Annotated in this window: 10 protein-coding genes, 1 tRNA gene and 1 other RNA gene; 7 read left to right on the top strand and 5 right to left on the bottom strand. The window is 70.8% G+C overall.

Going from position 1 to position 14777, the window contains the following annotated elements:
* Nucleotides 1-152: 152 nt before the first annotated feature.
* The 3 genes from purD to ffs all read right to left on the bottom strand — a co-directional run bounded on the left by purD (nucleotide 153) and on the right by ffs (nucleotide 4360).
* Nucleotides 153-1412, bottom strand: coding sequence for a phosphoribosylamine--glycine ligase (gene purD / locus K3769_RS21605; RefSeq protein ID WP_267028028.1), 1260 nt, complete (start codon nucleotides 1410-1412; stop codon nucleotides 153-155).
* 232 nt (nucleotides 1413-1644) lie between these two features.
* A complete protein-coding gene (locus K3769_RS21610; RefSeq protein WP_267028029.1) occupies nucleotides 1645-4134 on the bottom strand; it encodes a DNA polymerase III subunit gamma and tau in 2490 nt (829 codons plus the stop codon).
* Between the two features lie 127 nt (nucleotides 4135-4261).
* Nucleotides 4262-4360: signal recognition particle sRNA small type (gene ffs, locus K3769_RS21615), an RNA gene on the bottom strand.
* A gap of 71 nt (nucleotides 4361-4431) precedes the next feature.
* Here ffs and K3769_RS21620 point away from each other — a divergent pair.
* The 6 genes from K3769_RS21620 to K3769_RS21645 all read left to right on the top strand — a co-directional run bounded on the left by K3769_RS21620 (nucleotide 4432) and on the right by K3769_RS21645 (nucleotide 10224).
* Nucleotides 4432-4519, top strand: a tRNA-Ser gene (locus tag K3769_RS21620).
* Nucleotides 4520-4811: 292 nt separating this feature from the next.
* Nucleotides 4812-7244 (top strand): helicase C-terminal domain-containing protein, encoded by a 2433-nt coding sequence (locus K3769_RS21625; RefSeq protein ID WP_267028030.1) that lies wholly within the window; start codon nucleotides 4812-4814, stop codon nucleotides 7242-7244.
* Between the two features lie 64 nt (nucleotides 7245-7308).
* Complete coding sequence (locus tag K3769_RS21630) at nucleotides 7309-8730, top strand: ATP-binding protein (protein WP_267028031.1); 1422 nt, start codon at nucleotides 7309-7311, stop codon at nucleotides 8728-8730.
* A 404-nt stretch (nucleotides 8731-9134) separates the two neighbouring features.
* Nucleotides 9135-9395, top strand: coding sequence for a hypothetical protein (locus K3769_RS21635; RefSeq protein WP_267028032.1), 261 nt, complete (start codon nucleotides 9135-9137; stop codon nucleotides 9393-9395).
* A gap of 194 nt (nucleotides 9396-9589) precedes the next feature.
* Nucleotides 9590-9805, top strand: coding sequence for a type II toxin-antitoxin system VapB family antitoxin (locus K3769_RS21640; protein WP_267028033.1), 216 nt, complete (start codon nucleotides 9590-9592; stop codon nucleotides 9803-9805).
* On the top strand, nucleotides 9802-10224 hold the full coding sequence (locus tag K3769_RS21645; RefSeq protein ID WP_267028034.1) for a PIN domain nuclease: 423 nt from the start codon (nucleotides 9802-9804) through the stop codon (nucleotides 10222-10224). Before K3769_RS21640 ends, K3769_RS21645 begins: the two co-directional genes overlap by 4 nt.
* 261 nt (nucleotides 10225-10485) lie before the next feature.
* Here K3769_RS21645 and K3769_RS21650 read toward each other — a convergent pair whose 3' ends face one another.
* Complete coding sequence (locus K3769_RS21650; RefSeq protein WP_267028035.1) at nucleotides 10486-11418, bottom strand: AraC family transcriptional regulator; 933 nt, start codon at nucleotides 11416-11418, stop codon at nucleotides 10486-10488.
* A 164-nt stretch (nucleotides 11419-11582) separates the two neighbouring features.
* Between K3769_RS21650 and K3769_RS21655 the strand changes: the two genes are divergently transcribed.
* Nucleotides 11583-12614 carry an aldo/keto reductase gene (locus K3769_RS21655; protein WP_267028036.1) on the top strand — a complete coding sequence of 344 codons (1032 nt, stop codon included), beginning with the start codon at nucleotides 11583-11585 and terminating at the stop codon, nucleotides 12612-12614.
* 103 nt (nucleotides 12615-12717) lie between these two features.
* On the opposite strand, the gene K3769_RS21660 is transcribed toward K3769_RS21655, so the two are convergent.
* Complete coding sequence (locus K3769_RS21660; RefSeq protein WP_267028037.1) at nucleotides 12718-14724, bottom strand: copper resistance CopC/CopD family protein; 2007 nt, start codon at nucleotides 14722-14724, stop codon at nucleotides 12718-12720.
* Between the last annotated feature and the right edge of the window lie 53 nt (nucleotides 14725-14777).

Consider the following 14777-nt stretch of genomic DNA (forward strand, 5'->3'; position numbering starts at 1 on the left):
CTGGGCGGGGACGCGCGGGGGACGCATGGGGGACGCGCGGGGGGTGCGTCATGGTTCGTAACGGTGCAGGTGAAAGCCCATTACCTAGGGTCACGTAGCCGGGGCTTACACGGCCGTGGGTTACACGGCCGTGGGTTACGTAACCCGCTCGCCTACTCCGCGGCGGCTTCCGCGACCTTCGCCGCGATGTCCGTACGGTGCTGGGAGCCGTCGAGGCGGATCCGTTCGACCGCCCTGTACGCGCGGGTGCGGGCCTGGGTGAGGTCCTTGCCGCTCGCCGTGACCGAGAGGACCCGGCCGCCCGCGCTGAGGACGGTGTCGCCGTCGCGCTTCGTACCGGCGTGCAGGACGTACGCGTGCGGGGCGTCCTCGGCGGCCACCTCGGCGAGGCCCTCGATCGGGTCGCCGGTACGCGGGGTACCGGGGTAGTTGTGCGAGGCGATGACCACGGTGACGGCCGCGTCGTCGCTCCAGCGCAGCGGTTCGAGGTCGGCGAGGGTGCCGTTCGCGGCCGCGAGGAGGATGCCGGAGAGCGGCGTCTTCAGGCGGGCGAGGACGACCTGGGTCTCGGGGTCGCCGAACCGGGCGTTGAACTCGATGACCCGCACGCCGCGCGAGGTGATCGCGAGCCCCGCGTACAACAGCCCGGAGAACGGGGTGCCGCGGCGGCGCAGCTCGTCGACGGTCGGCTGCAGAACGGTCTGCATGACCTCCTCGACCAGCTTCGGATCAGCCCACGGGAGGGGCGAGTACGCGCCCATGCCGCCGGTGTTCGGGCCCTGGTCGCCGTCGAGGGCGCGCTTGAAGTCCTGGGCAGGCTGCAGCGGGACGACGGTGACGCCGTCGGTGATCGCGAAGAGGGAGACCTCGGGGCCGTCGAGGAACTCCTCGATGACGACGCGGTCGCAGGCGTTGGCGTGGGCGGCGGCGGCTGCGAGGTCGTCGGTCACGACGACGCCCTTGCCGGCCGCGAGCCCGTCGTCCTTGACGACGTACGGGGCACCGAAGGCGTCCAGTGCCTCGTCCACCTCGGCGGGGGTCGTGCACACGTACGAGCGGGCGGTGGGGACGCCCGCACCCGCCATGACGTCCTTCGCGAAGGCCTTGGAGCCCTCCAGCTGGGCAGCCTCCTGCGAGGGGCCGAACACCGGGATGCCCGCCTCGCGCACGGCGTCGGCGACCCCGGCCACGAGGGGCGCCTCCGGGCCGACGATCACCAGCCCGGCGCCGAGATCCGTGGCCAGCGTGGCCACGGCCTTGCCGTCGAGGGCGTCGACCTCGTGCAGCTCGGCCACGTCGGCGATCCCGGCGTTGCCCGGGGCGCAGTACAGCGCGGTGACGTCGGGGTCGAGGGAGAGGGAACGGCACAGGGCGTGTTCGCGGGCACCGCCGCCAATTACTAGGACCTTCACGGGGGTCAGCCTAGCGGGGCGCCTGGCCGGCGGGGTTTGGCGCGGGCCCTCGCTCGGGGCCCTGGCGGAGGGGGCGGACACTTCGGACGGGAGTAAGGATGGGAGTGGGGATGGGTGGGGTGGGGATGGGGCTCTTGGGGCGGTTTGCGGCGGAGGGGTCGTGGGCCCGCGGGGGCCGATTGGCAGCAGACCGGCTGGCAGCAGACCGACTGACAGTAGGCCGACTGGCCGGCTACTCGTTCGAGAACTCGTCCAGCACCGTCGCTCCCAGCTCCCGGACGATCAGTTCGTGACCGGACAGCGCCGACTCGTCGAGGTCGGGATCGTCATCCTCCGGGGTGTCGTCCTCCGGTGAGATGGGAGGGGGCTCCTGGGCGGCTGGGCGGGGCGGGGGCTGGTGAGCGGGCGCGGACGAGGACGCGCCGCCGGGGGCGGACGCCGGCCGCCCCTGGGACGCCGAGGAGGACGGTCCGGGCGCCGGAGTTTGAGCCGGGGCGGCGGGCTGCTGCGGGGCAGGGCGGGGCGCACCCTGCCCCTGAGCGGCACCGCCACCGGACGAGTAGCCTCCGCCACCACCGCTACCGCCGCCGTAACCCCCGCCACCACCGAAGCCGCCGCCGAAGCTGCCACCGGGTGCGGGTGGCGGCGCCGAGCCGCCGGACGGATCGATGACCGCCTCGATCTTCCACTGCACGTTGAACAGTTCGGACAGCGCCTGCCGCAGCACCTCCTCGCTGCCGCTGCTCGCGAAGTTGTCCCGCGCGCCGACGTTGACGAAGCCGATCTGGAGGGTGGTGCCGTCGAAACCGGTTACCTGGGCGTTCTGACTGAGCAGGATCCAGGTGAAACGGCGCCGGTTCTTCACCGCCTCCAGGATGTTCGGCCAGAGAGTGCGGGGGTCGGGCCCACCGCTCGGAGCGGCGGAGAACGCGGCGGGACCCGCACTCCCCTGCGAGGGGGCGACGGCGGAGGCAGGGGCCTGAGGAGGCCCGGACGCGGCGGACGGGGGCTGCCCCCCGCCCGCGGCTGCCGTGGTCGGCCAGCCGCCCGGACGCCGCCCACTGCCCACGGCGGTGGCGGCGGGCCAGGCACCGGGCGCACCACCGGCGGCAGGGGCGACCGGCTGCTCGGCAACGGGAGCGGGACTGGCACTAGGACTGGGACTGGGACTGGGACTGGGACTGCCCGCAGACTCCGCGGGAGCGGGCGAAGGCGCGTAAGCGGTAGCGGGCGCAGGCGGGACCTGCGCGGGCCCGACCCCGGGCCCAGGCCCTACATCGCTACCGGAACCGAGCCCGGAACCAGAACCAGAACCCGAACCCGAACCCGAACCGGAACCAAGAACTCCACCCCCTTGCCCCGCTCCTCCTCCGCCCCCTCCCCGCACGGCGGCGCGGGCAGCGGCGGGCCCGCCCTGCACCCCCACATGCCCAGGTTGCCCCCCGTGCCCTGCATGGGCTCCCGGATGGGCATCGGCCCCAGGCACGTAACCAACGGCGGGCCCGCCGATCCCAACCCCTCCGCCTGGCCCTACCCCTCCCCCTGGCACTCCCCCGCTGAAGTTCACACCGCGCTCGATCCGGTCGAGCCGGGCCATGACTGACCGCTCGTCCCCGTAGGCGGTGGGCAGCAGCACGCGCGCGCAGATGAGTTCGAGCTGGAGGCGGGGCGAGGTGGCGCCCCGCATCTCCGTCAGACCGGCGTTGACCAGGTCGGCGGCGCGGCTCAGCTCGGCGGCGCCGAAGACACCGGCCTGGGCCGTCATCCGCTCCATCACGTCCACGGGGGCGTCGATGAGCCCCTTCTCGCCGGCGTCCGGCACGGCCGCCAGGATCACGAGGTCCCGCAGCCGCTCCAGCAGGTCGGCGACGAACCGCCGGGGGTCGTTGCCGCCCTCGATGACCCGGTCGACGACCTCGAAGGCCGCGGCACCGTCGCCCGCGGCGAAGGCCTCGACCACGGAGTCGAGCAACGAGCCGTCCGTATAACCGAGGAGGGAGGTGGCCATGGCGTACGTCACACCGTTGTCCCGGGCCCCCGCGAGGAGCTGGTCCATGACGGACATGGAGTCACGCACGGATCCGGCGCCGGCTCGCACGACGAGCGGCAGCACCCCGTCCTCGACGGGCATGCCCTCGCGTCCGCAGACCTCGCCGAGGTACTCCCGCAGGGTCCCGGGGGGAACCAGCCGGAACGGATAGTGATGCGTACGCGACCGGATCGTCCCGATGACCTTCTCGGGCTCGGTGGTGGCGAAGATGAACTTGAGGTGCTCCGGAGGCTCCTCGACGACCTTCAGTAGCGCGTTGAACCCGGCCGACGTGACCATGTGGGCCTCGTCGATGATGTAGATCTTGTACCGGCTGCTGGCGGGCCCGAAGAAGGCCTTCTCGCGCAGGTCACGGGCGTCGTCCACACCACCGTGCGAGGCGGCGTCGATCTCGATGACGTCGATGGAGCCGGGCCCGTTGCGCGCGAGGTCCCGGCAGGACTGGCACTCACCGCACGGTGTGGGAGTGGGCCCCTGCTCGCAGTTCAGACACCGCGCGAGGATGCGCGCACTGGTCGTCTTCCCGCAGCCGCGCGGCCCACTGAACAGGTACGCGTGATTGACCCGGTTGTTCCGCAGCGCCTGCTGCAACGGGTCGGTGACATGCTCCTGCCCGATGACCTCGGCGAACGACTCCGGGCGATAACGGCGGTACAGCGCGAGGGACGACACACATACGAGGTTATAGGCGCCCACTGACAACGGGGAACGCCCACCGTCTGCTGCCCGGCCGGCCCCACCGACACCGGCCCGAACCCCCGGGCCCAGGCGCCCGGATCAGCCCCGAGGTCCGCCCGCAAACGCAAGCGCCCCCCACGCACCCGCCAGAGCCAACCTACCCTTGCTGCCTTCCGGCCCTGGGGGAGTTCAGTCAGATAGCGCCACGTGAGGGGCTGCGCACACAGTACCCGATCCGAGCGGGGGGAACGAGTTCGCGAGCACGGCTCAACGTCTTGTATTGTTTGCCGCGGAGGATTCGCCTAGTGGCCTAGGGCGCACGCTTGGAAAGCGTGTTGGGGGCAACCCCTCACGAGTTCGAATCTCGTATCCTCCGCCAGTGCCTCACCGGGCACGACTCGAAGGGCCCCGCTGTTCGCAGCGGGGCCCTTCGACGTGCGTGGTTGCAGTTTTGGTTGCGTTTATAAGTATCCATTTCGGATATCTCGTCATGCGATTGAGCCTCTCGCGCCGCAATTGAGGCGGGCCGCAGGCCGCCGGCGCCCGCCAGGGGGGAACCTGCCCTCGTACGGCACCCTCGGATCACGGGATACGCCATCCTTGAAGCAGGTCGCGGGGCTCCGGCCCGCTACGAAGCTCCCTGGTCCGACGAGGTGTGAGGGGTGCCCCCGATGAAGTCCCGATCAACGCTGGCGACATGGCTGGCCAGCCTCGACGGCTCTCGTCTGGCTCGCGTGCTCGGGACGCGGAAGGACGCCGTGGCCCTTCCGGAGCCGCGCTCGCTGGGGGAACTGGCGGACCGTCTGCAGCGCCCAGGGTCGGTGGCACTGGTCCTGCCGCGGCTCGCGCTGCCGCACCTCCAGGCGGCCGAGGCGCTGGCGGCGTTGGGAGCGCCCGCGTCGCGCGACGCCCTGGCCGCGCTGCTGGAAACAGCGGACGACGCAACCGCTCGCGAACTGGACGCCGTACTGGAGGTGCTGGCCGATCACGCTCTGGTCTGGCCGGACAGCGCAGGGCAGCTCCGCATGGCCGGGCCGCTGCGGCAGGCATGGGACGCGCCCCTGGGGCTGGATGCTCCGCTGGAGCAACTGCTCGCGGGCGCGGCCTCCGACGAGCTGCGCGGCATGCTGGTGGCACTGGGCGTCAAGCCGCCCGGCAGCAAGGCGGCGCGACTGGTCGCCCTGGTGGAACACCACAGCGCCCCCGAGCAGATCGCCTCAGTGGTCGCCAAGGCTCCCGCGGATGCCCGGAAGCTGCTTGAACGCCGGGCACTGACCAAGCCGGAGCCGCAGTTCATCATGTTCGGGCATCCCGGCCCCGGCCTCGACCCGGGCACCCGATGGGCAAGGGAACGTGGATTGCTGATCGAGGACCGCCACCGCTACGGTCCCGCCCGTATGCCCGCCGAGGTGGCGCTCGTGCTGCGTGGGCCCGGCTGGCACGCGCCGTTCGCTCCCGTACCGCCTTCCGCGCGATGGGCGTCTGTCACCCCGGTGGAGGTGGAACGCGAGGCGTCAGCCGCAACCACGGCGTTCGCTTCCCGAGCCGCCTCGGTCCTGTCGGCCTGTTCCGCGACTGCCCCGGCCCGGCTGAAGTCCGGCGGGATCGGTGCCCGTGAACTGGCCCGGATCGGCAAGGCCGCCCAGGCCGACGACGCCGTCGTACGCCTTGCTCTCGAAACCGCGTACGCTGCCGGGCTCCTGGGCCGGGACGGCGATCGCGTTGTACCCACCGAGGCGTACGACGCCTGGGCGGAACAGGAACCCCCGGAGCAGTTCTCCGTACTGCTTCAGGCATGGCGGAACCTGCCGCTCACCCCCACCACAGCGCGCGACGAGGACAACAAGGCGCTTCCCGCGCTCGCCGGAGCACCGCCTTGCAACGGCTGCGTACAAGCCCGCCACGGGCTGTTGGCCGCAGCCGCGCAGTTCCCAGCAGGGCAGGGCCCGAGGGTCGGCTCGGATCTGGGACCCCTGATCGCATGGCACCGACCACTCGCCGACTCATCACCCCGGGACGGAACACCGTTCGCCACCGTGATCCGCGAGGCCGAGCTCCTCGGCGTACTCGCTCGCGGCGCCCTTTCCCCCCTCGGCGCCCACCTGTGGACCGACGACGTGCAAGGACTGAGTGCCGTGTGTCGGCGGCTGCTGCCCCCGGCCGCCGCGACAGCCCGGATCGGCGCCGACCTGACCGCCGTCGTGACCGGCACACCGTCCGCGCGGCTGGCCGCGATCCTGGACTCCGTCGCCGACCGGGAGACCAGCGGCACGGCATCGGTGTGGCGGTTCAGCGTCGGCAGCATCCGCCGGGCCCTGGACGCCGGCGGTCTCCCCGACGACATCACAGCCGACCTGGCGGCTGTCGCCGCCGGCCCCCTGCCACAACCGCTGTCGTACCTGATCACCGACACCGCACGCGGCCACGGGCGCGTGCGCATCGCCCCCGCGGCCTGCGTCCTGCACGGCGACGAGCCGGCGCTCCTGGCAGAACTCGCTGTCCATCGAAGGCTTGTCAAGCTCGGACTGCGACAACTGGCGCCGACGGTGCTGGTCAGCCGCAGCCCGATCGACACGACCCTCGCCGCGCTCCGGGCCGAGGGATACGCCCCTGTCGCCGAAACGGCCGAGGGCACGGTGCGCATCGAAAAAGCCCGACCTCAGCGGACCGCCGCTCCCGTTCCGACTTCACGCGGCGCCGACGCGAGGAACAGCCGCCGAATCGCTGCCACGCGCGCGGCGAAGGCACCCGCCGCCATCGACCTGAACACCTTGGCGACCCAACTGCTGGCCGCCCCGCTCACGACGCCCGAACCCGCGCCGTTCGACGGAGGAGCGCCCTTCGCCACGGACACCGAGGAGATCGTCGCAGGGTGCGCGAAGCTCCTGCCGTACAGCGATGTCCGCCAGCTCGCCCATGCCATCGATGCCGGTCAGGCCATCACCGTCGAGTACGTCGCCACCTCGGGCAGCCAGACCGTGCGCACCCTGAGCCGACTCATGCTCGACCCGCCCTACCTCGAAGCCTGGTGTCACCTGCGGGACTCTGAGCGCGTTTTCACCCTCTCCCGCATCCACAGCGTCATGAGCGTCATGCCCGAATGAAAGGGAAGATGGTATCGATAGAGATAGTATCTCCGTCGAGACCATCGCCTGCGGGAGGCTTGCCGTGCGTCGCTTCATCGGGCGGGACCGCGAGCTGAACGTGCTCGGCAACGCCTTGCAGGCGGTTCATGATGCCGCCGGGTCGGCGAAACCAGGCCAGTGCATCCTCATGCGCGGACGGCGGCGGGTCGGCAAGTCCAGCCTCGTCGAGGAATTCCTCCGGCGCACGGAGACGCCGTACCTGTTCTTCACCGCTGCGGGCGGCACGGCGGACGACGAGCTGACGGAACTGCTCGACGCCGTCGCCAGATCCACCCTCCCGGAGCGGGGACTGTTCTCGGAGGAGGCCCCGGAGCAGTGGAATGCGGCATTCAGGCTGCTTGCGGAGGTCCTGCCCGACGACAGCCCGAGCGTGGTCGTCATCGATGAGGTTCCGTATCTCATGGACCGAATCGACGCGTTCGAGGGGATGTTGCAACGGGCCTGGGACCGGCTGCTCAGCCGCAAGCCCGTGCTCCTCCTCCTGGTCGGATCCGACCTGTCGATGATGGAGGCGCTGAACAGCTACGACCGCCCCTTCCATCAGCGGGGACGGGAAATGGTCGTGGGGCCGCTGAACCCGGCCGACATCGGCGAGATGCTCGACCTGTCGCCGGCGGTCGCCTTCGACGCCGCCCTGATCACGGGCGGTCTTCCGCTGATCTGTGCGGAGTGGCGGGCCGGAGCGGACGCCTGGGAGTTCCTCCGTGACTCGCTCGACAACCCGATCTCGGCGCTGCTGGTCTCCGCCGAACGTTCACTGGCCGCGGAGTTCCCACCGCAGGCGATGAGCAGGGAAGTCCTACGGGCCATCGGAGCCGGAGAACGGACCTTCACCAACATCGCGCGCGCCGCCGGAGGCATCGCCCACACCACGCTTACCCGGGCAACGGACGTCCTGACCGAGAAGCGGGTGGTGGCAGCCGAACTGCCCCTCTCCCTGCGTCCGTCGAAAGAACGCCGCTACCGAGTGGCAGACCCCTACCTGCGGTTCTGGCTCGCGTTTCTGGATCCGCATATGGCTGAGATCGAGCGGATGCGGGGAGATCTCACACTGAGCCGGATCAGGGAGCAGTGGACGAGCTGGCGGGGCCGCGCGATCGAGCCCCTGGTGCGGGAATCCCTCGCCCGCCTCCTGCCGGACGGACTCCTGCCCGCCACCCCGGCGGTCGGCGGTTACTGGACCCGTAGCAACGACGTCGAAATCGACCTGGTGGGCGCCGACAGGCAACCTGTGGCCAAGCAGCTGTTCTTCCTCGGCTCGGTCAAGTGGCTGGAGAATTCCGCGTTCGACAGCCACGACCTGGCCGCTCTGCAGAAGCACCGGGCGGCGATCACAGACGAGCCCGTACCGCTTGTGGCAGTCTCACGCAACGGGGTCAGCTGTTCCGGACTCCAGGCGGCATACGGCCCCGAGGAGCTGCTCAGCGCCTGGCGCAGGGCATGAGCAGGAACTGAACCCCCGTGGTTGCAGTTCTGGTTGCATTCACCGCTGTTCAGCACTGTCCGCCACCTGCCCTCAGCACCATTGCGCCGCAGGTCAGGACACCCATGATCACTCCCGACCCCCCAGACGAACACTTGGAAAGCGTGTTGGGGGCAACCCCTCACGAGTTCGAATCTCGTATCCTCCGCCAGTGCCTCACCGGGCACGATGTCGAAGGGCCCCATCGCGAGGTGGGGCCCTTCTTCGTGCGTGGGCGCAGTTTTGGTCTCAGTTGCAGTGATCGGATCGGCTCGGACCTGAGCGGACGGCGTGCATCTGCCGGCGCTTCTGACGCGTCCCCGTGCGTTCGTGATCCAGCCCGTGGACGAACAAGCAGCAGATGAGGCCGTGAACGAGGCGATCGCGTGACCACCGATATCGACCTTGACGCACTTCCTCCGGACACCCTCGACGCCGAGAACGGTCGGATCACCCCGATCGGGGAGCCGGTCATCGCGAAGACGGCCAAGGAACTGGCCGACGCCTGCCGACAGGCTGACGACCCGCTGGCCGCGCTCCAGGTGGTCCTGGAACTCCTCCCCAAGTACATGGCGGAGATCGTCAGCCGGCGCACCAACGTCGCCCCAGCAAGTGTCTGGAGCGACGCCCCGGCCGCGACCCACTGACCGGCGATCGGATGGATGGCCAGCCAGACACCGGCGACACCTGGTCCGACCGCCCGCCGTGCACCCAGCAGCACTTGGCGGTCAAGGCCGGGTGCCGGAGTGCGGAGTGCCGGAGTGCCGGAGTGCCGGAGTGTGCCACCGTTTGCACCTTGCGAGATATACTTCACCCCATATTTGATATCAGGGAGGCACTCGTGAGTCGGACGGTTATCGATCTGGACGACGACCTGGTCGCGGACGTGGCCAAAGCCCTCGGGACGAGCACCAAGAAGGAGACCGTCAACACGGCTCTTCGCGAGGTGCTGGAGAGTCGGCGTCGCGCCCTGGCGCTCACCCGACTGCGGACCGCGGCCGGAGACGGCGCATTCGATCTGGAGCTGTTCGAGAACAAGGGGAACTACCGCCGGTGAACGCGGCCCAGTTCCTGATCGACACCAGCGCGCTCGCCCGGTTCATGCGCGAGGACGCTGAGCAGTACGGCTGGGACCAGGCGGCAGCCGCCGGGCTCATCGCCACCTGCCCGATCACCGAGCTTGAGTTCTTCTACAGCGCCCGGTCGGCTGCCGACAGAGCGCGCGGCATCGAGGACATGCGACTGATCTTCGGTTGGGTTCCCGTCGACGATCGCGCCTACGACCGGGCCTGGCAGGTCCAGGAAGCTCTCACAAAACAGGGAAAGCACCGCGGTGCAGGTGCCGTGGACCTCGTCGTCGCCGCGACGGCCGAACTGCAAGGACTCACCCTTCTGCACCGCGACCACGACTTCGCCTGCATCGCAGCCGTGACCGGCCAGGCTCTCCAGTGGTACGGCCCGGAGAGCGGCAAATAGCCGGGCGGTGGTTGCAGTTCTGTGATGCCGCGGGTGCCGCGGGTTTCGGCGGGATCCGGCGGGAGCTCGCCCCGGACCCGAGGGCTCCCTGAGTCCGCCGTCACCGCGCGCCTCCTCGGCGACCGGCGACCGGCGACCGGCGACCGGCGACCGGCGACCGGCGACCGGCGACCAAGGATTCGCGCGGACCTCCGCCGCCCTGCATCTCCTCGCCCACTGGGATCCCGAGTGAGGAGGAAAGTAGAGGAGGAGGGGAACCGCTTACGCGGGGTGGGTGCCTGCGTCCGTCAGGCGGTCGCGTAGGCGTGCCGTGTGCTGGCCCGGCGGCAGCCCGTACGTCCGCCGGTACTCGCGGTTGAACTGGGTCGCGGACACGTAGCCCACCTTCTCCGCGACCAGCGCCGCCGTGGTGTCGTCGGCGAGGAGGAGCCGGCGGGCCTCCTGGAGGCGGAGGTGCTTCTGGAAGCGCAGGGGGCTCATCCCCGTGGCCGCCTTGAAGTTGCGGTGCAGACTCGCGGTGCTCATGTGCGCCGTCGCCGCGATCTCTTCGACGGTGAGCGGCTCGGCGAAACGCGCGCAGATCCACCGGGCCGCCGTACGGATCCTGGCCGCGGGCGAGTCGGTCAGGGTGTAGTGCCGCAGGGTCGGACCGAGTGCGGTGCCGAGCAGCCGGTAGAGGATCTCCATCTCGAAACGGCCCGCCAGCGCGCGGATGTCCTGCGGTGTGTCGAGCAGCCGCACCCAGCGGGTGACCGCGTCGGTGATCTCGGGGGTCATCGGTGCCGTGACCGGGCCGGTCAGGCCCGGACCGGGAAGGGCGGGAAGGGCGGGGTGCTTCGTGCCGTCCGGTTCCGGGTCCAGTTCCGGTTCCGGGTCCAGTTCCAGGAGGAGTTCGGCGAGCCTGCCGCCGTCCAGGCGCAGGACCGCACAGCGGTACGGCATCTCCTCGAACGTCGCCGTGACCGGCAGGACCAGCGAGTTGAGGAACACCTCCCCGCTCCCGGTCGTCCAGCTCCGCTCGCCCGCGACACTGCTCTTGGAGCCCTGGACGATGAAACAGAGCATCGGCTCGTAGAGCACGTCGAGCGGTGCCTCCACCTTGTCCAGCGTCACCAGTCGCTGGCGCGGCACGGCGGTGTCGGACCACATGTCGCCGCCGTGCCGGGTGATGACCGCGGCGAGTTCCTCCAGCATGCGCGCTCCCTGCTTTCTGCCCCTGCGACCTGCTACCTGATCTCCGGTCTCTGGTCTCTGGTCTCTGACTGCGTTTGGAGGCCGGGTGGCTCTGAGAGGATCAGGCAATCCTATGCGGTAGACGGCCCATGCCCCGTGACGTGCGCGCTCCTAGCGTTGGCGGCATGACACAGCAAGGCAATGGACAGCAGGGCAAGAGCAGTGGGCTGCCCGTACGCGCTCTGGGCGGGCAAGGACTGACCGTCGGCGCGATCGGTCTCGGCACCATGGGCATGACCATGGCGTACGGCGCCGGTGACGAACCCGGCGGCATCGCGACCATCCGCCGCGCGTACGAACTCGGCGTCACCCTCTTCGACACCGCCGAGCTCTACGGCATGGGCACCGGCAGCAACGAGCAGCTGGTCGGCCGTGCCCTGCGGGGCATCCGCGACGGCGTCGTGATCGCCACCAAGTTCGGCTTCGACATGGACGCGCCGCAGAACTCCGAGGGTTACGCCCTCAACAGCCGCCCCGACCACATCCGCGAGGTCACCGAGAACAGCCTCCGCCATCTCGGTACCGACCACATCGACGTGCTGTACCAGCACCGCGTCGACCCGGATGTCCCCATCGAGGACGTGGCGGGCACGATCGGCGAGCTGATCGCCGAAGGCAAGGTGCGGTATCTGGGGCTGAGCGAGGCCGGGCCCGACATCCTCCGGCGCGCCCACGCCGTCCACCCGGTGTCCGTGCTCCAGACCGAGTACTCCGTGTTCGAGCGGGCCGTGGAGGCCGACGTCCTGCCCGTGGTGCGCGAGCTCGGCATCGGATTCGTACCGTATTCGCCGCTCGGCCGGGGGTTCCTGACCAGCAGCGTGAAGCCCGCCGCCGAGTATCCCGCCGACGACATGCGCAGCTGGGACGACCGCTGGCAGCCCGGCAACTACGAGCGGAACCTGACCGCCATCGGCGAACTGACCACCCTCGCGGCGACCAAGGGGATCTCCGTCACGCAGCTGGCTCTGGCGTGGCTGCTGGCCCAGGGCGACGACGTCGTCCCGATCCCGGGCACCCGCAGCCCTGAGCGCCTCGCCGAGAACGTGGCCGCCGCGGACGTCACGCTCACCGAGCGGGACCTGGCCCGGATCCAGGAGATCCTGCCCAGGGGGGCCGCCGGGTCCCGGTATCCCGAGGCGATCATGCCGGCCTGGTGATCGCTCCAGCCTGGTGATCGCCCCGGCCTGGTGATCACGCCTGTTTGTCCGATCGCGCTGACCTGGTGATCGGAAGACCATAGGGACGAGAGACCGACGCAGGTCAGCGGGCGATCTTCACTTGCCGTGTCTCCGACACCTGGTCGATGTCCGACGTACGGACGGTGACCTTCATCGTCCAGGTGCCGGCCAGGGGCAGGTTGAGGGACCGGGTCCCCCAGTAGCCGCCCTGGTCGGTGAGCTTGGCGTCGATGGGGCCGATCTTCTGGGCCCCGAGTGTGAAGGAGAGCTTGATCTCGGGGACGGTGGCGATGCCGCCGTCCGGGCCGATCACGACCGCCTCGACCGTGTTCTCGCCTACGCGGCCCGGTTCCAGGACGATCTGGACCTTGCCGTGGCCGCCCGGGGTGCCGACGTCGAAGGGGATCAGGGTCGTGGACGCGGTCGGGCCCCCGGCGGCGGCGCTCGCGGTGGACTCGGCCGCCGCTGCCGTCTCCAGTTCGGCGCGGCCGGGCTGGGTGCCGGTCAGTACCGTCGTGATGACCAGCACCGCCACCCCCACGACGACCTCGGCGAGCACCGAGCGGCGCAGGGCGCGGTGACCGGCACCGCCTCCCGCCCCGGCCGCCGACGACGGCGATGAGGACGGCGAAGAGGACGGCGAAGAGGGGGACGAGGGTGATGACGGCGAGGGGGCCGCGGTCGTCGGGCCCGGTGTCGGAACTGACGTCGGGTCCGACGCGGCCACGGACACCGACACCGCCACCGCCATCTCCGGCACCCGCGTCTTCGACGGTCGCGTCACCTCCGTCAGCCGGCCCGTCCAGCGGCGCGAGAAGGCCGCCGCGGCCAGCAGCAGCACCACCGCGCACACCTTCACGACCAGGATCCGGCCGTACGACGTGTCGAACACCGCGTCGAATGAGCCGAGTCCGCGCCAGGACTGGTAGACGCCGGTCAGCACCAGCACCGTGACCGAGCCGAACGCCAGGCGCGAGAAGCGGTGCACGGACGCGGCCGGGAGCGGGGTCTCCGACCGGTGCAGCGCGGTGAGCAGGGCGCCGAGGCCGCCGAGCCAGACCGCCATCGCCAGCAGATGCAGCACGGTGGACGTCATCGCCAACGGCACCTGGATACCCGCGGACGCGTGCTCGGCGACGGCCCACGTGCCCGCCAGGGCCAGCGCCAGGGACCCACCTACCGCGAGAACGGCCGGCGTGGGTCGCGATGCCAACGTCGGTGCCGATGCGGTCGTCGGTGGCGATGCCGACGCCGGTGCCGACACCGGTGCCGGCGCGAGTTCCTCGGGCCCGGGCCTCCGCAGCGCCGCCTCCGTCCGTACGAGGAAGACCGCCACCCCCGCCAGCAGCACGAGCCGGGCGAGCAGCGCCCACCCGGGCCTGCTCGTCAGGGTGTTCCCGATGAGCTCCGGGTCCAGGAGGGTCGAGGGGCCGGTGCCGCGTTCGTACGGGCCGCGCAGGAAGACGAGGACGACCGTGGTGCCGAGGAGGGTCCACCAGCCGGCGCGCACGAGCCCGCGGAGCGGTTGGGTGCTCGGCGGGCGGCAGGCCAGGACGAAGACGGTCACGCCGATGAGCAGGGCGACGGCGGCGTACGCGGCATAGCGGGCGATGTCGTAGAGGGCACCCGAGGCGGGGTTCACGGCCGGCTCGGCGGAGATGGCGGCCGTCGTAGCGGAGGGTTCGCCGATGGAGAAGGTGAAGGCGCCGGAGATGGGATGGCTGTCCGCCGAGACCACCCGCCACGCGACCGTGAACGTACCGTCGGGGAGGTCGTCGCGGAGCCGCACGCGGACCTTGTCGGAGCTGCCGGAGACGTGTTCCGTGTCGCCGGCGTTGACCCGGCGGTTCTCGGGGCTGAGGACGCGCAGCGAGTCGTCGGTGATGCCGACCGACTCGGTGAAGGTCATGGTGACCTCGCGCGGCGCGGTCTTCAGGACGGACCCCTCGCGCGGGTCGGTGTCCCGCACGGCCGAGTGGGCGGACGCGGAGGGCGCGCCGCCCAGCAGGAGCAGGAACTGGAACAGGAACAGCGTGCCCAGCAGGGTGACGAGGGCCCCGGCCCGGTGTGTACGGCGCACTCGGCCCACGTCGGCTCTCCCTGCTTCTCGTGCTCGGCGCGTGTACGTCCGCGGCCTCTGTG

Origin of the sequence: Streptomyces ortus, from assembly GCF_026341275.1 — a bacterium.
Lineage (GTDB): Bacteria > Actinomycetota > Actinomycetes > Streptomycetales > Streptomycetaceae > Streptomyces > Streptomyces ortus.